Below are 21,298 nucleotides of genomic sequence, written 5' to 3' on the forward strand. Positions count from 1 at the left end.
ACGGCAAGTACCTTGCGCTTCCTTAGTGGTTGGCTGATGTGTACCCCCACAGTGGACTTTCACCACCTAGATAGTTGCCATGCCTGGCACACATACAAAAAGCATCTGCTTGGCAGATGCTTTTAGTGGCCTCTTCGTGCGAAATCGACGAAGAGGAATTTATCGAGTCGGTGTCGTGATTCGGTGTATTGAAATAAACTGGCGTCTTCTAAATACACATAGTTTTTGACGACAACGATGTGTTTGTAGTCTTTTAGATCTAAGTAACGATAATCTTCTTCTGTTGGTTCATCTACTGAAATTTCCTTTTTCGCAAAGCTGATTTTTAAGCCGAGTGAACCTTCTAGATATTCATATAGCGAACCTTCACATATTTCCCTCGTCATTGAAGGAACGACTGATTGTAAGAGAAAGTCTTTATCCAAAATAATTCGTTCATTTTCGAGTTCTCTAGCTCGAACTAGTTTCCAAACTTGATCTTTCGACGTGATATTTAATTGCTTTTGGATAAAGCCATCTGGTTTACCGGATTCTAGTTCGTATACGATTGTTTTCCACGGTTTTCCCATTTTCTCTGCTAGTTCTTTAAAACTGATCAGTCCAGAAACCGGAAAATCGAATTTACCGACATCAAGGGTAAAGGAGCCCTTCCCTTTAATTTTTTGAATATATCCGTTTTGAGACAATAGGTTTAATGCTTTACGAACGGTTTCACGAGACGTCCCAAACTGTTCAGCTAGCTCGTTTTCAGATGGCAGCTTCGTGTTTGGTTTAATTTTACCTGATTGAATTTGTTCAACTATATCATCGTAAATTGCCAAAAATTTATTTTCACGCATTGTATCACCGCATTTTTGTTATAGGACTTTTTCAGAAACAACAGCATAGTTTATAAAGCCTTCCGAAAAAAGAATACTATACCGATACTCAACGTTATTGTACAAATACTTGAAAATAAAAACAATGCTTATTTTTTCAAGTGATACACGATTGATTCATAAGGTCGTAAAGAGATGTTTTGAACATTGGTACTTGAATCTTGATAATTCGAAATTAAGATTTCGCTTGAATAATCTTTTAAATCCATTTCATGTGGAAGCTGAAAGCTTGTCTCATTCTTGTAAAAATTATTGATAACTAGTAATTTTTCATTATGTCCATTTCGAATATATGCAAAGATCGATGGATGATCGGCTAAAATCAATTCATAACTTCCGTCAGTTATGATGTCGTATTGTTTTCGCAGCTGAATTAATTTTTGATAGTGATAAAACACGGAGTCATTATCTTGCAGTGCGTTTTCCACATTAATCGATTGAAAATTTGGTGCAACACGAATCCAAGGAGTCCCCGTTGTAAAGCCAGCATTTGCTTCATTCGACCACTGAACCGGTGTACGAGAATTATCACGCGATTTTTCTTTTAAAATTTTTATTATCTCTTCCTCTAGCAAGCCTTTTTCAAGAAGGATTTGGTATGCATTTAGCGATTCTACATCACGATAATTTTCTAAGCGATTAAATGATGGATTAGTCATCCCAATCTCTTCCCCTTGAAAAATATAAGGGGTGCCCTGCATCATATGGATGGTTGTAGCCAGCATTTTTGCAGATTTCTTCCAGAACTGACCGTCATCTCCATAACGCGATACGATGCGTGGCTGATCATGATTACACCAAAATAAAGCATTCCAGCCGCCGCCTTTATACATTTCCGTTTGCCAGGTAGAGAGGATTTGCTTTAATTTTATAAAGTCAAAATCTGCTAATGTCCATTTATCACCATTTTCGTAATCAACTTTTAAATGATGAAATTGAAAGGTCATACTTAACTCATGGCGATCAGGATTCGTGTATTTAATACAATGATCAATCGTTGTGGAAGACATTTCGCCAACAGTCATAGCATTATATTTCGAAAACACCTCACGATTAGACTCATGTAAAAACTCGTGAACTCTAGGGCCATCTGTATAAAACTTTCTTCCATCACCAGTATGATCATTTGGAAAGTCCTGATTTTTTGAAATGACATTTATTACATCTAAACGAAATCCATCTACACCTTTTTCAAACCAATAACCCATCATTTTATATATCTCATTGCGGACTTTTTCGTTTTCCCAATTTAAATCTGCTTGGGTGACATCGTACAAATGCAAGTAATACTGATCCGTTTTTTCATCAAGCTCCCATGCTGAACCACCAAATTTTGATTTCCAGTTATTTGGTGCACTTCCATCAGACAAAGGATCTTTCCATAAATAAAAATCACGATAAGGATTTTCCTTCGACGAAGAAGCTTGTTTAAACCATTCATGCTCTGTAGATGTATGGTTAACAACGATGTCCATGATTAATTTTATTCCACGTGCATGGGCCTCTTGTAGGAGAAAATCAAAATCCTCCATCGTACCATACTGCTCATATATTCGGTAATAATCGCTAATATCATAGCCGTTATCATTTTGCGGTGAGCTATAAATGGGGGTTAACCAAATGACATCCACTCCTAGCTTTTTCAAATATTCAAGCTTTTGGATGATTCCTTGCAAATCACCGAACCCATCCCCATCTGTATCATAAAAACTCTTCGGATAAATTTGATATACGGTTGCTTTTTTCCACCAAGGCTGCTTCATCTCTATACCACCACTTTTTTATTTTTAGCTTTGTTAAGTTTCTGTGAGAAATATACATTTAAAAATCGATGTCAGTTATCCCACAGGTCTAATTTTTATAGGGACATGGTGTATTGATTCCATGTCCCTAAGATTTAGTTTTAGTTTGTTTTCTTCATTTTCGCAAAGACGATTGTTAACACTAATGGCACGATGATTACAATGGCCATTCCGATGAAGAATACTCCCCAGTTTTGTGGGAAAATGGATAAGAAGGCTGGTAATCCACCTACCCCAACGGATGGTGCTTTCACTCCGTTTAAGGAAATAATCATTCCCGCGATGGCAGACCCTACGATCGCTGCGATGAATGCAAATCGGTAGCGGAGGTTTACCCCGAACATAGCCGGTTCTGTAATTCCTAAATAGGCAGAGACTGCTGAAGTTAAAGATAATCCCTTTAGTTTTTCATCCTTTGTTGCAAGCATCATTCCTAATGCCGCGGAACCTTGGGCAATGTTTGAAAGAGAAACCATCGGCCATAAAAATGTCGATCCTGTTGAACCGATTAATTGCAAGTCTACAGCAAGGAAGGTATGGTGCATACCAGTAATAACAAGCGGTGCATAAAGTAACCCATAAATGATACCGCCTATTGCCGGTGCGGCATTAAAGATTCCTACTACAGCATCAGTAATTACATTCGCAATGGCAAATGTAATTGGGCCGATGACGATAAATGATAAAAATCCAGTTATTAATAAAGCTATTGGTGCGACTAGCAAAAGCTGAAATGAATCTGGTATTCGTTTCTTCATGAATATTTCAAGCTTTGCTAAAACATAGGATGCCACTAGCACAGGCAATACTTGACCTTGATAGCCTATTTTTTGAATTTCTAGTCCAAATAAATTCCATGTAGGTATTTCCTTTGTAGATCCATAAGCCCATGCATTTAAAAGATCTGGATGAACGAGCATTAATCCAAGGACGATCCCTAATAAAGGATTTCCGCCAAATTTTTTCACGGCCGACCAACCGATTAATCCTGGTAAAAAGGTAAAGGCCGTGTTAGCAATTAAGTTAATGATGCTAGCAAAGTCATTCCACTGTGGATATACCTCAACGAGTGATTTTTTATCAAAGAAAATTCCTTGACCAGTTAGTACATTGTTAATTCCCATTAATAAACCGGCTGTTACGATTGCTGGCAATATTGGGATAAATATATCTGCAAGTGTTTTCACAGCACGTTGAAGTGGGTTTAACTTTTGTGCTGCAACATCTTTCAGCTCTTCCTTTGACGATTCCCCGATACCTGTAAGGCGAACCATTTCGTTATACACTTTATCAACGGTTCCTTGACCAATAACCACCTGAAATTGACCATTTGTTGAAAAAGAGCCTCTAACAAGATCAATGCTTTCAAGTGCATCCTTATCCACTTTACTTTCATCTTTTAACGCAAAACGTAAACGTGTGACACAATGTGTAGCGGCAGCAATATTTTCTTTTCCGCCAATCGCAGCGACAATTTGTTCAACCGATTGTTTGTTGACACTCATTTCTCCATCCTCCTCCTTTTCGTTTCTATTAATGGCTCTTTTTTTAATTGCTCGTTTGAAAATAAAGTGTACTCCCAGGAAAAAGAAATAGATATTGTTATAGAAAAAAGCTCGTTCGCTTTGCTAATGGATGAGTATCTTATTTTATAACGCAACAATTATTGAGAAAAGAACCTTAATGAAAACGGTTAAATTATTTTGTAGGCGGTTTCATTTTATTTAAAAAAGAAAAACTTAAAAATAATAAAATAGCAATATACTAAACCGCTTACATTACATTCTTATTACCTGTATATACAAGTTAGAACTTATGATTTTATATTAACTTGTATATACAGGTTAGTCAACATAAATTTTAAAGAATAAGTATCGCTTCGTTAACAATAAATGGGAAAGTGTCCATCTCAGGCGGAAAAATACCCCATTTGTCCACGAAGGGTGTCAGGCACCGATAAAATCAAAAAAATACTCCTCTATTTTTTAGAGGAGTATTCCTTTGATTTATCGGACTTCGACCCAGCCGTTTTTGATGGCGGATACGACTGCTTGGGTGCGGTCATTGGCATTCATTTTTTGTAAGATGTTGCTGACATGGTTTTTAACCGTTTTTTCACTTATGTATAATGTTTCACCGATGACACGGTTACTTCTGCCGTCAGCTAATAATTGTAGTACCTCACATTCACGTGGTGTGAGGAGATGGAGTGGTCTTACCACTTCTGGCTGTTGATAGCCTGTTCCAGTATTTTGCTTATTCGCTAGACGACGAAACTCTTCTACTAGATTACGAGTAATTTTTGGATGTAGGTATGAGCCCCCGTCTGCAACAACTTTTACTGCATCGATTAGAGCATCTGAATCCATCTCTTTTAATAGATATCCAGTTGCTCCTGTTTTCAAGGCATGAGTGACATAATTTTCATCATCATGTATAGATAAAATGATAACTCTTGTATCAGGATAGGATTCTACTAATTGACGTGTTGCCTCAATTCCATTTTTATTTGGCATATTGATATCCATCAAGACAACATCAGGCTTCGTTTGTTCAATTAATTGAAGAGCGCTTGACCCATCATCGCCTTCTGCGACAATTTCAAACGTTTTTTCAAATTCTAAAATTCTTTTTACCCCTTCGCGAAACAATTGGTGGTCATCAATAATGACGATTTTTGTAGTCATATTTTCTCCTCCTACTTTATCAATGCTTTTTATAAAGGCTTATTTCAATGTTTTTTAAAGTAAAAATTGGATAAAAGACAAACTTTTTTGGGAGCATTAACCTGATTAGGAAGTTGTTATAAAGATTATTGATTAATAGCAACAAAGTTTAAGAAAAACGCCTTAATCAAACATAACTTGAATTGTTACTACTGTTCCTACACCAATTTTTGAATCTATCGTTATTTTACCATCTATAATTTCAACGCGTTCTCTCATTCCCATAATTCCAAATGAGCCTTCTTTTTTCGTTCGTACATCGAAGCCTTTTCCATTGTCCTTAATAATGACATACACGCGATTTTGTGTCATTTCTATTTTTACTTGGATTTCTGTTGCTTCTGCATGTTTTATGGCATTGTGGACGGATTCCTGTACTAACCGAAATAATGCAACTTCATATTTTGATGGTAATCGATATTCATCACCTAAATTGGTAAATTTAAATGTTATCCCATTGTTATATTCTTCGGTTCGTTCTAGGTATTTTCTGAGGGTCGGTATTAAACCTAAATCATCTAGAGCCATTGGACGGAGATCATAAATAATTCTACGGACCTCTGAAAGGGATGATCGCACCATTTTCTTTAAGCTGCGAACTTCTTCTAGTGCATTGACAATTCCTTGCTCACGATATACCTTTTCTACTAAATCAGAGCGTAACAGCATATTAGCCAGCATTTGCGCAGGACCATCATGAATTTCTCTTGACAGGCGTTTCCGTTCTTCCTCTTGTGCCTCAATGACACGAAGTCCGAAATCCTGTTTTTGTTTAGCATCTTCTAATGCGCTTCCAATTTCCTTTAAATCACTTGTTAAATAATTTAAAACAACACTTGTTTGTGAGACAAGATGATTAGCACGATCGATCGTTTCCTCAAGATGAACAAGTCTTCTTTCCAATTCATCCCGTCTTCTTCTGAGCTGCTTTTCTAATTCCCGATTCATTGAAAGTTTCATTTGAAAGTTATGTGCTGCTTCATATGCTTCTCGAACCTGTTCTTCCGTATAGTCACGAAAATGCTGACTAACTACAGATAAACGTCTTCTCGATTGACGAGTCTTTATTTCTAATTCATCGCCTTCTTCAATGGTCTGGGATACCATGACCTTTACTTCTTTTAGTTCATCGGACAGAGTTTCATAATCTTGGCGACATTGTTCTCCAATATGAAAGATTTCAGTTTTACTAGAATCGACTGTATCAATCATTTTTTCCAATATATGATCCAATGTCTTTGCATCGATTTTTTTTAACGTCATCTTTACTCCTCCAAGAGATATTCACTCTATAATATAGTTATTTTACCTCTATTTTCTAAATGTTACTAATTGAAATGTTAAACAAATAAAAAGTTAGGAAAAAGTCCCTAATCTAAAAGTTCGAGTGATGAATACTCTTATTTAAATATTCGATAATGAAGTACGGATTCCCTCTTTCCCCACTATCATTATATCACTACAATTTTCATAATATCATTTAAAAAGGGGGATTTCGTAAAATATATACAAGTCTAAAAAAGCTGAACCTTTAAAAATGAATTCGCGTGGATTTAAATAATTTCTATAATTATGTATAGTAGACAATATGGATAACCGTTTTATTTAGGAGTGACTTTATGCTAAAACAATATTTTACGGTAAAAGGTGATGGGGAACACGAAATTATTATCCAAAAATCGAGATTCATTGCCCATGTTCATCGTGCTACAACGGAAGAGGAGGCACTTAACTTTATTCAAGAAATTAAAAAAAAGCATTGGAATGCTACACATAATTGCTCCGCTTATATGATAGGGCAGCAAAATCAAATTCAAAAAGCGAATGATGATGGAGAACCAAGTGGTACAGCGGGTGTACCGATGCTTGAAGTACTGAAGAAGCGCGATCTTAAGGACACAGTCGTTGTTGTTACTCGCTATTTTGGCGGAATTAAATTAGGTACCGGCGGTTTAATTAGAGCTTACGGAAAGTGCACTTCGGAAGGTATTAATGCTACTGGTGTAGTCGAAAGAAAGCTAATGAGTATCGTCCAAACGAAGATTGACTATACATGGCTTGGTAAAGTTGAAAATGAATTACGTTCCTCTATCTATCAAATCAAAAACATCAATTATTTAGATCATGTGGAAATTGAAACTTTTGTAGAAGAGGAACAAACAGAGGAATTTATCAATTGGATGACCGAACTAACGAATGGTCAAGCTGAAATTATCGAAGGTGAAGCACTATACTTGGAGTTTGAGTTTGAAGTTAATACTTAAGAAAAGCGTAAGCGCCTTGCTCATCGGCGTACGGATTTTGTAGTCTTCGACTGAGATAAAGGAGACACGACGAGGGACGAGTCGATGTTGACTTATCGTAGGGAGAAGACGGAGAAATCCGCTAGCCGATAGGCGCTGGAGCTAGACACAGCAGACACTTTTCATGCCTAATATCCTTAGTAAATTTTATACTTTCTTACCTTTTGAAAAAAGGACCAGTTTTTTGATACTGGTCCTTTATATGTTATTTATTTTTACTGGTTTGTTGATCTTTTTGGTTTTACATATTTTAAAAGTGGTTTGTAATTCTCCCCAACTAAATCGATTGCTTCCACAAATAATTCGATACTGAGCAATAGCACCGTAATAAGGATTATGGATCCCCACATCGTTGACATCGAAAAGATAATTGCTGCTAATCCAAATAATGCAGCCATTGCATAAATAATCAAGACTGTTTGACGGTGAGAAAATCCTGCACGCAATAAGCAATGATGCAAATGGGATTTATCTGCCATTGAAAACGGCTGTTTATTTAATACTCGGCGAATGATCGCGAAGAAGGTATCTGAAAGTGGTACACCTAAAATAATAACCGGAATAATCAAGGAAATAAATGTAACGTTTTTAAAACCGAGCAAAGATAAGACAGAAATCATATAACCTAAAAACAATGCACCGGTGTCACCCATAAATATTTTCGCAGGATGAAAATTGTAAATTAAAAACGCCAAAGTACTTACTAATAAAATTCCGCCTAATACAGCAACAAACATATCTCCCATAATGATCGCCATTCCACTAATCGTAATCAGCGCAATCGAGGAAACACCTGCTGCCAATCCATCTAATCCATCAATTAAATTGATGGCATTTGTAACAGCCACTATCCAAAAAATCGTTAATGGAATTGAAAAAAATCCCAATTCGATTTTTCCACCAAAAGGAAGGTTAATCAAATTAATTTCTACTCCGCCCAAAACAACTACAACAACCGCAGCTAAAATTTGCCCGAGTAATTTTAACTTTGGCGATAGTTCGTACTTATCATCGAGAATCCCAGTAATGATTATGATAAGACTACCAATTATAATACACAGTGGATTAGACACACCATCATTATGTTCCGGTATAGGTCTTAATATAAAATACCCAACAATAAAACTAATATATATAGCTAGCCCGCCAATGAGCGGCATATTTTTCTGATGAACTTTTCGACTATTCGGTTTATCAGTTATACCCAATTTAACGGCAAGTTTTCCAATCAAAGGAGTTAACAGTATCGATAATAGAAAACATAAAACAAGCGTCCAATATATCATTCTAATCCTCCTTAACGATATAATGCCCAAAAGTAAAGCCAATAACAACAGGAAGAAATCACCTTAAATAATTAGGCACTTTTCTGAATCTTGCTTTTGAATCAATAGTTTTGATCGACTATATCCTAACTATGAGGATAAGCCTCTTTTAAAAGATGCACCGGAACTAATAATAGTTGGTATCTACCCGTAATTTAAAAGGTACCATCTTTATGTAAACACTTAAAATTATTCAATCTATAAAAATTTCAATCTAAATTTCTAGTTAAATCGTCAAATTTTGCAAGTCAAATGAATTATACCATAGTCCATCTAAGAAGATATAGAAAAATTAACTAATCCCTAATTTCTTATTATATACAAGGAAGATTAGAAAATGATGAAAAAATGATAAAAAGCTTTTTCCTTACACTTATTTTTTTGAAAGCAATAATAAAATCCTAAAAAATGAATATCCACGAAGACTTCATACCAACTGTTTATCTTTTTATTTTTTGTCCCCAAACCTTTAGGACAAATTGCGGGATGGCCAGCATACGTTTCCAGCGGGAAGGCTGCTGAAAAAGTCGATAAAGCCATTCAATGTTTAGCTTTTGCCATATTTCAGGTGCACGGGGTACAACCCCAGCTATCCCATCGAAGCTCCCTCCCACTCCCATAAAAATGCCTTTTTCAAATTGATCAATGTGTTGAGATATCCACTGCTCTTGCTTAGGAGCGCCAAGTGCTATAAAAATAAGATCTGGTTTTAGCTGTTGAATTTCTTCAAGAATTTGACTATCCTGCCAATCAAAAAAGCCATTATGGGCTCCTACGATTTTCATCTCAGGGTATTCCCTGCCTGTTATCTGAATTAATTGATCTAATACTTCTTGTCTAGCTCCTAAAAAATACACTCGATAATGGTTTCGGTTAGCAAGTGCTAGTAGATCCTTCATCGTATCAAAGCCGGGCACTCTTTCAGGCAGTGGCTTGTTTAACCATTTCGAAGCTTTTACAATACCAATTCCATCAGGAGTAATAAAATCAGCTTTTTGAAGATAATTCATAAATTCTTTATTTTCATTTGCCATCATAACTATTTCTGGATTGGCCGTTACGATAAAAGTCTTTTTTTCAAGTTTTATTCTTTCATGTATTAAATCAATAAAATTCTCTTTCGTTGTATGTAAAATTGGTACACCAAGAATTGGTACATTTTGAACACTCTTCATCATTATTCCCCTTACAGCAAATCTAAAAGTAATCATACATCATTTTGTTTAATATTTACTTAAAAATTTCATCTTATAATGAAAACGTAATATTTCACATAATATAACATAAAAAGAACAACCTGAGCATCTGTTTTTGTTCCATTTGGACTATTCTTTTATCACGATTCTAGATAATTTGTCATAACGATAAGTTTATACCATGCTCGTTTTCCCTTAAACATTGTTTTATTATATATGAGGGAATAAATTAGTTTTTATTGATATATTTCGACCTTTTCCCATATAATTCTACTTATCTCCATAATATTTAACTATGTTATAATAATTTTACCAGTCTGTAAGGAGAGTAAATAATGATTTCATACCTAAAAAAAACGATTAACAATCCTCAGGAACGCACGATTAAAAAATATCAAAAGGTTGTTGACCAAATTAATAGATTAGAATCAGAGTTTGAGAAGCTTTCAGATCAAGAGTTAAAAGAAAAAACAACCTATTTTAAAACACTCCTAGCGAATGGAAAAACAGTTGAGGATATTAAAGCAGAGGCTTTTGCAGTAGTTCGTGAAGCATCAAAAAGAATCCTCGGTATGCGCCATTACGATGTTCAATTAATCGGAGGGCTCGCACTGCTTGAAGGAAATATTTCTGAAATGCCGACAGGAGAAGGAAAAACACTTGTCGCTTCGTTGCCAAGTTATTTAAGAGCTCTTGAAGGAAAAGGTGTTCATATAATAACTGTTAACGAATATTTAGCAAAACGTGATAAAGAAATTAATGGTCAAATCCATGAATTTCTTGGTTTAAAGGTAAGAATTAATCTTGCTGATATGCAACCACATGAAAAACAAGAAGCTTATGCGGCGGATATTACATATGGAATTGGAACAGAATTTGGATTTGACTACTTAAGGGATCATATGATTTTGGACCCCGATCAGCGAGTTCAAAGACCATATCACTTTGCCATCATTGATGAGGTAGACAGCATTCTCATTGACGAGGCAAAAACACCTCTGATTATTGCAGGAAAAGCTAGTTTGAATTCTGAATTATTTACTATTTGTGCCCAAATAGTAAAAAGATTAAAAAGTAAAGTGGATTATACTTTCGATTTAGAATCAAAAGCAGTTAGCTATACAGAGGAAGGAATAACCAAAATTGAAAATACATTTTCAATTGATAATTTATACGACTTAGAGCATCAAGCATTGTATCATTACATGATTCAATCATTACGTGCAGAAGTCGTTTTCAAAAAAGATGTCGATTATATTGTTCATGACGGGAAAATTGAGCTGATCGATTCATTTACTGGACGTGTGATGGAAGGAAGAAGCTTAAGTGATGGACTTCATCAAGCGATTGAAGCAAAAGAAGGCTTAAAGCTTACTGAAGAAAATAAAATGCAAGCGACGATAACGATCCAAAACTATTTCAGAATGTACCCAATTTTATCAGGAATGACAGGAACAGCTAAGTCCGAAGAAAAGGAATTACAGCAGGTTTATGGGATGGATGTTGTCCAAATACCGACAAATAAACCGAAGCAGCGAATTGATAAGGACGACCTCGTTTTTGAAACGATCGTCCAAAAATATGAAGCGATGACAAAAGAAGTAGCTTTCCGTCATGCAAATGGCCAGCCTGTTCTTATTGGAACGACTTCCATCGAACAATCCGAAACAGTAGCCGAATATTTAAAAAAAGCCAAACTCCCATTCCAATTATTAAATGCAAAAAGCGTCGAACAGGAAGTTGAACTGATTTCTGTTGCTGGTCAAAAAAATCAAATTACGATTGCTACAAATATGGCTGGAAGAGGTACGGATATTTTACTTGGTGAAGGCGTCGCAGAATTAGGTGGCTTATGCGTAATCGGTACCGAACGACATGAGAGTAGACGTGTTGATAACCAATTAAAAGGGCGTGCAGGAAGACAGGGAGATCCGGGATCCAGTCAATTTTTCATTTCAATTGAGGATGAATTAATTCAACGTTTTGGCTTTGAACAGCTAGAAAAGTTACGAAAATCACTTCGTATGGATGAAAATGGTTTAATTTTAAATAAAAATATCCATGAGTTTATTGACCGGGTGCAGCGATTATGTGAAGGAAGCAATTTCTCCGCACGTGAATTCACCCTTAAACTTGATGATGTTGTTAATGAACAAAGAAATATTGTTTATAAAAATAGGGATACCATTCTAGAAACAGATCACCTTTTTGACTATATTCAAAAAACGTATGAAAACTTAATTGATTTTTATAAACAAGAATTTTTCAGTAAAGATGAGCTAAGTGAAGAACAACTAGAAGATTTACTGTATAAAGTACAGTTGGTTTCTACGATTGAATTTGATGCGGATAACTTGGAAAAAGATATTGATGATTTCAAAAACTTTTTGATGACCTGCTTAGATCAATCACTGCAAATGTTAAAAGAAAATCATGAAAGTGATTCTACGTTCTTCCATGAAATAAAATATGAAATGCTGCAAACGATCGATATGTATTGGAATGAGCATTTAGAAGCAATGACTAGGCTGAAAGAGGGAATCGGCTTAAGAAGTTATAGTCAAGATGATCCGATTCAAATCTATCAAAAAGAGGGTCTTCAAGAATTTACAAATACGTACTATCAAATTGAAGAAGATATTTGCATCATTGTAAGTGAGCATGTGAAAGCAAGTTTGGAAGTTCAAATTGAAGATTAGGGGGCTCTTTTATGTTTTTTACCGGTAAAAAAAAGAATCGCGGAAAAGAAAGTATTATTTCATCTGAAGAATTACTCGATGAAAAAATTGTTAGTGAAAATGAGAATGATGAAGTAAAAACAGAACTATCAATTTTGCCAGATTGGTTAGATTCGGATGAACAGGAATATGTTCTTCGGTTTCTTAATAATGAAAACAAACCACTGAAACCTAATCAAGTTTCATTGTCTGGAATTGAATTAAACACAGATGATGAAGGGAATCTTATCGTTACAGCCTTTGTACGAAGCAGTTTAAATAAAGCCATTCAATTCGATTCGGTACCGATTGTTTTAATTGGCCCAGATGGCGAACGGATCGCTAGTAAGGTTTTTGATTTAAGTGAGATTGAGGAGCTTCCACCAAGAAGCAGTCGTCCATGGCATTTCATTTTTTCACCTCATGAGATTTATACTACCTCCATTCCACAGGATGGTTGGCAGCTTGCCTTCGAATTAAAGAAAGAGCATTCTTTAGACTTGGCAAGCAGTTGGGAGCAAAGTCTTCCAGAAGAAGAAAAAGAGAAATTAAAGAATCTAGTTTCTTCACTACAGCCGCCAAAACCAGGTGAAGTGAATTTTATGGGCCTACAAGCGATTCATAAGGAAACTGGTGATTTACATATCACTTTATTAATTCGCAATGGATCAGATAAAAATATTAACATTGAATCCTTGCCACTCATTATTGAAGATGCTTCAGGAGATATTATTGCATCAGGTGGTTTTAAGCTAGAGGACTTCGAGGTAAAAGCAAATACTAGTAAACCTTGGACATTTATTTTTCCGGGAGCGCTAGTGCAAAAAGAACAGCCTGATTTTTCTACATGGAAGGCATATCCTCCTCAGCAGGGATAACTAAAAGCGTTGGAGCTAAATAATATAAGGGCTAGACCTCATTATTGGTCTAGCCCTTATATTACTTTTCCTTTACTACTATTATCTTTGTTGCTTTACTTTGGTTCCCCGCAGCATCGGTTGCTGTTATATAAAGGACAGTTCCTGCTTTTTGTGGTTTTACTGGGATGGAGAAGGTAGATTTCGATGTTGCTATCCCAGTCTTTATAACAGTTTTCCCTTTTTTTAATATCAGCTTTGCCCCTTTTTCTGCATTTCCAGTAAGCTTTGTATCCTTGTTTGTAAAACGATTGACCTTTGGAGCTGAAGGTGGTGTTGTATCTACTTCAGTCACTTTAAAGTTATATGGTTTAGTCGACCAATGATTATTTGCTTCAAGAATTTCAAAATAATACGTTCCTGGAGTTACGTTATATGTATAGCTAAGTTTTTTACCTAACTTTCCTGTGTTGTAAGGCTTCTCCATAATGACTTTGCCATTTGAGTACTTGTCCATCCAAATGACTCCATCCATATTAGACACAGCACTCAATACTACTTTTATCTTCATTTTTTTTGTAACCTTTAACTTATACCAGTCGGAATCTAAAGGTAAATCATATTTATCCGAATAGGATTTATTAAGTGCAATAGATTTTGCAGTTTCTCGTGTCTTGCCAGCAGCATTTGTTAAATTAGGCATAGCTACTTTAAAGGCATTTAATGCATTCACCATTCCATATCCGGATTTCATGGTCCAGAGAATCGAATTACTATTTAAACGTGTTGCTCCTTTTTCAAGTAAATATTCTATTACATTAGCTGGCATATCAGGATAGGCAGCTTTTAACAGAGATGCTACCCCACTAACGATTGGGGCTGAAAAAGAGGTTCCATCTTCAACATCATACTTCTTATTTAATGCTAATGTTTTTATTGATTCTCCTGGAGCCACTAGATCCAGCTGTGGACCATAGTTTGAAAATCTCGAAACGATATTTTTTTTATTTGTGGACCCTACACTTAAAACTGTTGGATAGGCTGCGGGATAGTCCACCGGTCCCCCTATTCCAAAATCATTTCCATTTCCCGATGCAGCTACAACTAAAATTCCATGCGCCGCTGCAGTTAATACTGCTTTATGTTCTTCTTCATTATACTCAGGTCCCCCATAGCTCAAATTGATAATATCTGCTTTATGTTTTATTGCGTAATAAATTCCAGCTATTGAGTCTGCATCTGATATATCCTCATCACCAATTCGAACAGGGAGAATCTTCGCAAAGGGATTTACGCCAACTATTCCAATTTTATTATTCATTTTCGCAGCAATAGTCCCCGCGACAGCTGTTCCATGTCCGTCTTGATCATTTGTTTTATGATTATGGTTAGGTATATTATATCCCTCAAGTACTTGACCTTCTAAATCAGGATGATTTTTATCTACTCCAGTGTCAAGAACAGCTACGACAACTGGCTTAGCGAGAGGATCGATTTGCTGCCAAATAGATGTTACCCCAATTTTTTTTAAATACCATTGTTCCTTATAAAATTCATCATTAGGAATTCTAATATCTTTACGTTCTTGTAAATAGTTAGGTTCTGCCGAAATGATGAATGGTGATTCCTTTAGTTTCATTAAAACAGTAGAGTAATTGAACTTTTCAGGAACTCTAACAATAAATAAATCTTTTGATTCTAGAATACTATGAGTACTTAAAAATTTAATGCCAAATACATCTGTTAATGTCTTTTTGCTTGCTTTTGTCCGAATAATAATTTGACGATCTTTTACTTTTGATAGGTTAATAGAGGAAAAAACTCTACTTCCTTTCGAAGTCGTCGAATAACTTTTTTTAAACCTTTCTAAACTTTCTTGGGCATTTGCAAGGCCAGGCACAAGATTAATGATGATTGCTGTCATTGCCAATGCAGTTACAATTTTGAATAGCTTTTTCCTCATATAGAAACCTCCATAGCTAGTAAACATTTATTATCTAGGCTCTTTTTCTAAGAAAAAGACCGGATACCAAACCATATTAGGGTTTGAAACGTTTTCGAAATTGCACGTTTTTTAAGAAAACAACTATCATCATATTATCACGAATCCCATCACTAATGACTCATAGAAGGAATATTTTATTTGTTCTTATACTTTTTTCATTTGTAAGTCTAAAAAAAGTATCTAATAATGTGCTTAGCTTACAAGTTCACACATTATTAGACACTCTCCAATTCTGCTTAATCTACTTTGGTATGACTTATCCTTCGACTATATTGCATCGTTTTCTCATGGATTTCTTTTACTTCATTCAATATTTTTTGATCTGCTTTAACTAAAGGCTTTATCTTTCCCTTCTCTATTTTGAAGATAGGTTTGACTATTGATTTTGAGTGGACGATGCTCCAGAGACCGTTCGTATTTTGAAGGGTAAGATCAACCATCCCTAGGTAATTCCCCCAGCTTCCCGCTTCAACAGCAGGTACACCATTGATCGTACCAGTATCTGTATCTACACCCGCAATCCCCTTCAATTTCGATTTATCAGGAAAAACCTTATGTTGATGCCCAAATAAGATGACATCAATTCCTGGTACAAAGCTTAATGGATACACAGCATTCATTGCTTTTTCATATGCCTTCGCAGTAGCATCAAAACCGGTATGGGCTAACGCAATAATAATATCTGCACCTTCTGCCTTCATTTTCGGAACAAAGGCTTCTGCTGAATCGACAATATCCATTACTTTAGCCATTCCAGCAAGCCCCTTTTTTTCCCACTTAACAACAGCGGGTGTAACAAATCCGATTACCCCTACTTTAATAAGGTGTTTTTTTCCATTTCTATCTATAACTTTTTTATTTAAAATAACATACGGCTTAAACATATTGATTGCATTAAAATTATACGGTTGATGATCATTAAAATACATATTGGCATTAACAAAAGGAAACTTTGCGTCTGATATAGTCCGGTATAAAAAATCAAGCCCATAATGAAAATCATGATTTCCGAGAGTTGCTGCATCATAGCGAAGATCATTCATTACTTTAATCATGGGATGAACGGGTTCCGTTCGAAATCGATCAATCAATGCTACATATTCTGCTAAAAGATTCCCTTGCAATAAATCCCCATCATCGAACAAAAGTGTATTGGGAACTTCTTTCCTAGCCTGTTTAATTAGTGTCGCTGTTCTGGCTAACCCAAATTCTACGGTCTTTTTATTTTCAACGTAATCATAGTCAACAATATTACCGTGTAGATCCGTTGTTTCCATGATTCGCATATCTACAAGTCCAGACTGTCCGACTCCATATACTGTATTGCCACTAAATAAAATGAAACTGATTAATAAAACTTGCATTAGTCTTTTCATAGGGCTTATTCATCCCTTCGTGTACAAAAAATAATAGTGGATTTATGTTTTGCATTTTCCTAAGAAAACATTCCAATAAGGGGAAAGTTTTGTAATTAGTCTTAAGTTTTAATTTAAAATAAATGTCTTTTTGTATAAATTGTTGTTTTTAGACAATAAACTTAGTCCGTTGATTTCCACTCCAGACACTTGCTTTCCGCGGGGAGGGATGGGAGCCTCCTCGGCGTTACCGCCTGTGGGGTCTCCCATTTCCCTCTTTTTCCCGCAGGAGTCAAGTGTCCTCCGCTACAATCAACTCAGATTGTTAATAAAATATCAACAAAAAATCAACAAACTTTACGAAAACAGCCAGAATAAAAAAACGAGGCATCTCGCCTCGTTCGTTTATTTTAAATTGAATGATGCAACATACCATGTACCTTTTTCTCCTGCAATGGAAACTTTGTACCATATAAATAGATTTGCTGGATTATCGTCTTCAATTGGATCATCTAGGATCGTTACCTTTGTTCCTTTCGGAAATGCTTTAGGTGTATTGTTTACGGTTGATGGTATTGTTCGAAAGTTTGCAGTAGATGAGATGGTTATTTGATCATTCTTTTTATAAAGCTGGGTTGATTTTGTTTGATAATCCGTAACTACTTCCATTTTATCGAAATGCAACGGATTTACTGTGAAAGCAGCATCCTTTGGTTTCACGATATCTGGATCCATAAATGTTCGATTTTTCATATATTCATAGACTTTAATCTGGTAGGGATTAGCTGCTTTGTTTGGATCATTTATTTTATCAGATAAACCATTATAGGCCATTATCGCAAAATACCAATTTTCTAAAATATTGACTTCCCCATTATTAACTTTAGGAAGGAAAGAATATTTCCATTTTTCAGACAAAATTTCTACACCTTTCTGGATATTGTAGGAAAGATCATATTTAATCGATTTCCAATCATCAATGCTTTGATCTTCATCAGATAGTGGTGTTACCTGCATAATGCCATAACCATTATCAAAGCTTTTAAAAACCTCTCCATTCGGCAAAAACTGGGATAAATTACCGTTCTCTGTTATGGCGATAGATTTCACCACTTCAGGAGGAATCCCTTTTTCTCTTGCTGCTTTTGTTAGCAAACCTTTTAGCTCTTTTGTTGTTATCTTCAAACGATCCATAATAACCGTTAGTCGCTTTTGCAATAGGGCTTTATCTGAGTTTGAACTAATTGATGAAATTTTAGATTTTAAATTATCATGAATTCCCGGAACTTGTTCATCTGATTTCCATTTTGAAATAAGCGAATTTAGTTTTTCATATTGAGTTTCCATTAAAACATAATCAGCAAACTTCCCTGTTTTCAGCTTAGCTGGGATGGAATCGTTCAATTTTTTCAGTTCTGTCAAAATCTGCTGCTTTAATTTTGTTTGAGGAATAAAGTCAATGTATAAAACAATTTTATATTATTGCGCAGCTAGTTTACTAGATGATGCAGATTCCTTGATTAGCTTTGTCGTTTCATTGATAGATTTTTTGACGGTAACAGGATAATTAAGGTCCTTGATGATTTTATCTGCAGGTGTTTTGTATAGCTTTTTTATCGTATCACGAGTTTTCTTACCGTATACTGCATCAAATTTTGGTGAGTATTTTTTTATGTCACTTAATAAAGACGAATATGTATTCAGCATTTCTTTCGTGCTTCCAGTTTTCACATATTTATCTAAAGTTGCTTTTTTTTGCGCTATTTTCTTACCGTATGTAACGGCATCGATGTATTTTTTTCCACGTGTGATTTGAGTGTTTACTGTCTTCAGCTTCGAAAGATTAGTCTTCTTTTGTTTTGCAGACTGCTTATTCACGGCCGATTTTGCAGATTTGTATGCTTTAACAGCTGCATTGTATTCCTTTGTAGGGATACTTTTACCATTTGCCTTTTTCTCTACTGTCGTGACATTTGTAAGAGTTTTCCCAGCTTTTATCGCATTATTGACAAGTGTATCTGTTTTACTTGCCGCAAAAGCACTATTTTGACCCAAAATACAAAATAGCATCAAAAACAAACCAAATATTGCAGCTGATCGAAAAAGTTTCAATAGATCTCACCCCGAATTTTCAAATTATAATAAACTATTATACTATTTTTTATTGTTATTTTTAATAGCTTTGTTATTTTTTAACAAAGCCATTTTAATAAAAATCCTACGCAGGAAAAAATTCACAACCATTATCTTATTCGACAAATTCATCGCTAAATCATCAAATTTCCCAGGCAATACTATTAAACGATTATTAATGAAAAAACAAAAAAAGTAGCAATGGCTATTTATCATTGCTCTTTGTTAGATTTTTTGAACCGCTGTATAACCCACTTGCCGATAAGCCAAACATGAGTCCGACAATAATTCCTTCTTTGACATTGTCTGCAATATAAAAGAAGCCGAATAATAAACCGAGTATTACTGCGACAAATGGGGAGTATTTATTAGGAAGTCCAGCTCTTTTAAATAGCTCTACAATTCCCATAATTAATGGAATGATAGCTACATCATAAATTTGGAACATTGTATTTCCCCCTTTTCTTCTAATTTATTCAGCTTGTCAAGCTTTGAGACGACTTTTTCCTACTAAGTACAAAAATTTTGAGCAAAAGAAAGTTAATAATTGGCTTTGTCGTACTACATTTTTTTATTTAATGGCATAATCCTATTTTGAGAAGTTGTGTATATTTTCCTTATTTTCGAATTTTTATATAGAATGATATGTCAACTTCTAGTAAAATTATAGTATAAAAGGTATTTAGGAGGATTCCATGGTTAAGGTAATTTTTATTGAAAAAGATCAAACATTACAGGTACAGAATTATAAAGAAACCATTACTGATCTTTTAAATACTGGAAGTACTGCCATTTTTCCTAATATTTATGAATATGATAAATTATCACTTGGTCTTGAATATTTAACTATTTATCTTCAGAAGCAATAATTTGTTTCTATAGGAAGATAAGAGTATTGCTTTGTTAGGGTCTATGATAATTGTGGATTTATTTTTAATTTCTATCAATAAACTATTGTCCATTTCAAAAGACATCCCCCCTACATATAGTAAATTATCCTTATTAAAGGGGGTGTTGTTATGGGCTATGGTCATGGAGGCTACGCATATCCTACATCTACTGGATATGGCGGTGGTTCAGCTTTTGTTTTAATTGTCGTGTTGTTTATTCTATTAATCATTGTTGGTGCTTCTTTCATGCGCGGAGAATACTAAACAACATCGAAGCGTCTTTCGACGCTTCTTTTATTATTTTTAAACTTAAATATTCAAGTTTAGGTGCAATATATGAATCACTCACTTTTTAAAATTTGTATTCAATTCTATATTTTCCACCTATATTTTAAGCATATAATATATATACGTAAAAACTTTGTGTAAAGGATGTGAAGAAGTGTGGAGTCCATTCCCCACTTATCATTATGACAATTAAAGTGATTATAGCGGATGATAATTCTTTTATCCGTGAAGGCTTGAAGATTATTTTAAATACATACGATGAATTCGAAGTACTAACCACGGTGAATGATGGACAGGAAGCATTGGATTATTGTAAAACCCATGAGGTGGATATTGCACTTCTAGATGTTCGGATGCCAAATATGAATGGTGTGGAAGCAACAAAACTAATTTCTAAGCAGACGAAGACGAAGCCATTGATTTTAACTACCTTTGATGATGATGAATATATTTTGGATGCTGTAAAGAATGGAGCAAAGGGATATTTATTAAAAAATAATGAGCCTGAACGAATTCGTGATGCAATCAAAAGTGTTTTTAACGGTAACAGCATCATTCAAGATGTCATTTTAGATAAAATCAAATCGAATTTAATGGGGACCAAGGAAACGGAGACAAAAATAGATAAAAAGCTGTTTACAGAGAGAGAACGAGATATTATGTCTTTGATTGCAAAGGGATATTCTAATAAAGAAATATCGAAACATCTGTTTATCTCCGAAGGAACAGTTGCTAATTACATTACTTCAATTTTAGGTAAAACAGGGCTTGAGCATCGGACACAAATTGCGATTTACTATATTACTGGGAAAGTAGAATAGAA

General features: G+C 35.0%; 18 protein-coding genes. 6 read left to right on the forward strand and 12 right to left on the reverse strand.

The window, feature by feature from the left end:
* Window positions 1–122: 122 nt before the first annotated feature.
* The 5 genes from treR to ACQKP0_RS03750 all read right to left on the reverse strand — a co-directional run bounded on the left by treR (window position 123) and on the right by ACQKP0_RS03750 (window position 6,669).
* On the reverse strand, window positions 123–839 hold the full coding sequence (gene treR / locus ACQKP0_RS03730; RefSeq protein ID WP_427404470.1) for a trehalose operon repressor: 717 nt from the start codon (window positions 837–839) through the stop codon (window positions 123–125).
* A gap of 128 nt (window positions 840–967) precedes the next feature.
* The gene (gene treC / locus ACQKP0_RS03735; protein ID WP_427404471.1) at window positions 968–2,641 is read right to left on the reverse strand and encodes an alpha,alpha-phosphotrehalase; all 1,674 of its coding nucleotides are present in this window, start codon (window positions 2,639–2,641) and stop codon (window positions 968–970) included.
* A 140-nt stretch (window positions 2,642–2,781) separates the two neighbouring features.
* Window positions 2,782–4,185, reverse strand: a complete 1,404-nt coding sequence (treP, locus tag ACQKP0_RS03740; RefSeq protein WP_427404472.1) for a PTS system trehalose-specific EIIBC component — start codon at window positions 4,183–4,185, stop codon at window positions 2,782–2,784.
* A gap of 501 nt (window positions 4,186–4,686) precedes the next feature.
* Window positions 4,687–5,367, reverse strand: a complete 681-nt coding sequence (locus tag ACQKP0_RS03745) for a response regulator (RefSeq protein ID WP_427404473.1) — start codon at window positions 5,365–5,367, stop codon at window positions 4,687–4,689.
* A 162-nt stretch (window positions 5,368–5,529) separates the two neighbouring features.
* On the reverse strand, window positions 5,530–6,669 hold the full coding sequence (locus ACQKP0_RS03750; RefSeq protein WP_427404474.1) for a sensor histidine kinase: 1,140 nt from the start codon (window positions 6,667–6,669) through the stop codon (window positions 5,530–5,532).
* A gap of 356 nt (window positions 6,670–7,025) precedes the next feature.
* Between ACQKP0_RS03750 and ACQKP0_RS03755 the strand changes: the two genes are divergently transcribed.
* Complete coding sequence (locus ACQKP0_RS03755; RefSeq protein WP_427404475.1) at window positions 7,026–7,670, forward strand: YigZ family protein; 645 nt, start codon at window positions 7,026–7,028, stop codon at window positions 7,668–7,670.
* A 254-nt stretch (window positions 7,671–7,924) separates the two neighbouring features.
* Here ACQKP0_RS03755 and ACQKP0_RS03760 read toward each other — a convergent pair whose 3' ends face one another.
* The gene (locus ACQKP0_RS03760) at window positions 7,925–8,995 is read right to left on the reverse strand and encodes a glycosyltransferase family 4 protein (protein ID WP_427404476.1); all 1,071 of its coding nucleotides are present in this window, start codon (window positions 8,993–8,995) and stop codon (window positions 7,925–7,927) included.
* 479 nt (window positions 8,996–9,474) lie between these two features.
* Window positions 9,475–10,209: a WecB/TagA/CpsF family glycosyltransferase gene (locus tag ACQKP0_RS03765; protein ID WP_427404477.1), complete on the reverse strand. Its 735-nt coding sequence runs from the start codon at window positions 10,207–10,209 to the stop codon at window positions 9,475–9,477.
* A gap of 356 nt (window positions 10,210–10,565) precedes the next feature.
* Here ACQKP0_RS03765 and secA2 point away from each other — a divergent pair, with 356 nt between their 5' ends.
* Together secA2 and ACQKP0_RS03775 are read left to right on the forward strand one after the other, a co-directional pair.
* Window positions 10,566–12,929 carry an accessory Sec system translocase SecA2 gene (gene secA2 / locus ACQKP0_RS03770; protein WP_427404478.1) on the forward strand — a complete coding sequence of 788 codons (2,364 nt, stop codon included), beginning with the start codon at window positions 10,566–10,568 and terminating at the stop codon, window positions 12,927–12,929.
* An 11-nt stretch (window positions 12,930–12,940) separates the two neighbouring features.
* Window positions 12,941–13,825 carry an accessory Sec system S-layer assembly protein gene (locus tag ACQKP0_RS03775; protein ID WP_427404479.1) on the forward strand — a complete coding sequence of 295 codons (885 nt, stop codon included), beginning with the start codon at window positions 12,941–12,943 and terminating at the stop codon, window positions 13,823–13,825.
* Window positions 13,826–13,886: 61 nt separating this feature from the next.
* Here the strand turns inward: ACQKP0_RS03775 and ACQKP0_RS03780 are convergent, their stop codons facing one another.
* From ACQKP0_RS03780 to ACQKP0_RS03800, 5 genes are all read right to left on the reverse strand, one after another.
* A complete protein-coding gene (locus tag ACQKP0_RS03780; RefSeq protein WP_427404480.1) occupies window positions 13,887–15,767 on the reverse strand; it encodes a S8 family serine peptidase in 1,881 nt (626 codons plus the stop codon).
* Between the two features lie 278 nt (window positions 15,768–16,045).
* Window positions 16,046–17,185, reverse strand: a complete 1,140-nt coding sequence (locus ACQKP0_RS03785; protein WP_427404481.1) for a metallophosphoesterase — start codon at window positions 17,183–17,185, stop codon at window positions 16,046–16,048.
* Window positions 17,186–17,569: 384 nt separating this feature from the next.
* On the reverse strand, window positions 17,570–18,586 hold the full coding sequence (locus ACQKP0_RS03790; protein WP_427404482.1) for a transglycosylase SLT domain-containing protein: 1,017 nt from the start codon (window positions 18,584–18,586) through the stop codon (window positions 17,570–17,572).
* A gap of 57 nt (window positions 18,587–18,643) precedes the next feature.
* A complete protein-coding gene (locus ACQKP0_RS03795; protein ID WP_427404483.1) occupies window positions 18,644–19,276 on the reverse strand; it encodes a hypothetical protein in 633 nt (210 codons plus the stop codon).
* Between the two features lie 226 nt (window positions 19,277–19,502).
* On the reverse strand, window positions 19,503–19,745 hold the full coding sequence (locus ACQKP0_RS03800; protein WP_427404484.1) for a hypothetical protein: 243 nt from the start codon (window positions 19,743–19,745) through the stop codon (window positions 19,503–19,505).
* Window positions 19,746–19,992: 247 nt separating this feature from the next.
* On the opposite strand from ACQKP0_RS03800, the gene ACQKP0_RS03805 reads away from it, so the two are divergent.
* The 3 genes from ACQKP0_RS03805 (at window position 19,993) to ACQKP0_RS03815 (ending at window position 21,296) form a co-directional block, all read left to right on the forward strand.
* Window positions 19,993–20,166, forward strand: a complete 174-nt coding sequence (locus ACQKP0_RS03805) for a hypothetical protein (protein WP_427404485.1) — start codon at window positions 19,993–19,995, stop codon at window positions 20,164–20,166.
* Between the two features lie 150 nt (window positions 20,167–20,316).
* Window positions 20,317–20,451, forward strand: coding sequence for a YjcZ family sporulation protein (locus ACQKP0_RS03810; protein ID WP_427404486.1), 135 nt, complete (start codon window positions 20,317–20,319; stop codon window positions 20,449–20,451).
* Window positions 20,452–20,657: 206 nt separating this feature from the next.
* Window positions 20,658–21,296 (forward strand): response regulator, encoded by a 639-nt coding sequence (locus ACQKP0_RS03815; RefSeq protein ID WP_427404487.1) that lies wholly within the window; start codon window positions 20,658–20,660, stop codon window positions 21,294–21,296.
* Window positions 21,297–21,298: the final 2 nt, after the last annotated feature.

Source organism: Heyndrickxia sp. NPDC080065 (genome assembly GCF_050281185.1).
In the GTDB taxonomy this organism is placed as follows: domain Bacteria; phylum Bacillota; class Bacilli; order Bacillales; family Bacillaceae_C; genus Heyndrickxia.

Bases quoted from the DNA above. Each gene is read 5' to 3' on its own strand.
- secA2 (WP_427404478.1), top strand. From the start codon at position 10,566: ATGATTTCATACCTAAAAAAAACGATTAACAATCCTCAGGAACGCACG.
- ACQKP0_RS03815 (WP_427404487.1), top strand. From the start codon at position 20,658: ATGACAATTAAAGTGATTATAGCGGATGATAATTCTTTTATCCGTGAA.
- ACQKP0_RS03765 (WP_427404477.1), bottom strand. From the start codon at position 10,209: ATGAAGAGTGTTCAAAATGTACCAATTCTTGGTGTACCAATTTTACAT.
- ACQKP0_RS03785 (WP_427404481.1), bottom strand. From the start codon at position 17,185: ATGAAAAGACTAATGCAAGTTTTATTAATCAGTTTCATTTTATTTAGT.
- ACQKP0_RS03775 (WP_427404479.1), top strand. From the start codon at position 12,941: ATGTTTTTTACCGGTAAAAAAAAGAATCGCGGAAAAGAAAGTATTATT.
- ACQKP0_RS03800 (WP_427404484.1), bottom strand. From the start codon at position 19,745: ATGTTCCAAATTTATGATGTAGCTATCATTCCATTAATTATGGGAATT.
- ACQKP0_RS03780 (WP_427404480.1), bottom strand. From the start codon at position 15,767: ATGAGGAAAAAGCTATTCAAAATTGTAACTGCATTGGCAATGACAGCA.
- ACQKP0_RS03805 (WP_427404485.1), top strand. From the start codon at position 19,993: ATGGTTAAGGTAATTTTTATTGAAAAAGATCAAACATTACAGGTACAG.
- treP (WP_427404472.1), bottom strand. From the start codon at position 4,185: ATGAGTGTCAACAAACAATCGGTTGAACAAATTGTCGCTGCGATTGGC.
- ACQKP0_RS03810 (WP_427404486.1), top strand. From the start codon at position 20,317: ATGGGCTATGGTCATGGAGGCTACGCATATCCTACATCTACTGGATAT.
- ACQKP0_RS03745 (WP_427404473.1), bottom strand. From the start codon at position 5,367: ATGACTACAAAAATCGTCATTATTGATGACCACCAATTGTTTCGCGAA.
- ACQKP0_RS03755 (WP_427404475.1), top strand. From the start codon at position 7,026: ATGCTAAAACAATATTTTACGGTAAAAGGTGATGGGGAACACGAAATT.
- treR (WP_427404470.1), bottom strand. From the start codon at position 839: ATGCGTGAAAATAAATTTTTGGCAATTTACGATGATATAGTTGAACAA.
- ACQKP0_RS03760 (WP_427404476.1), bottom strand. From the start codon at position 8,995: ATGATATATTGGACGCTTGTTTTATGTTTTCTATTATCGATACTGTTA.
- ACQKP0_RS03750 (WP_427404474.1), bottom strand. From the start codon at position 6,669: ATGACGTTAAAAAAAATCGATGCAAAGACATTGGATCATATATTGGAA.
- treC (WP_427404471.1), bottom strand. From the start codon at position 2,641: ATGAAGCAGCCTTGGTGGAAAAAAGCAACCGTATATCAAATTTATCCG.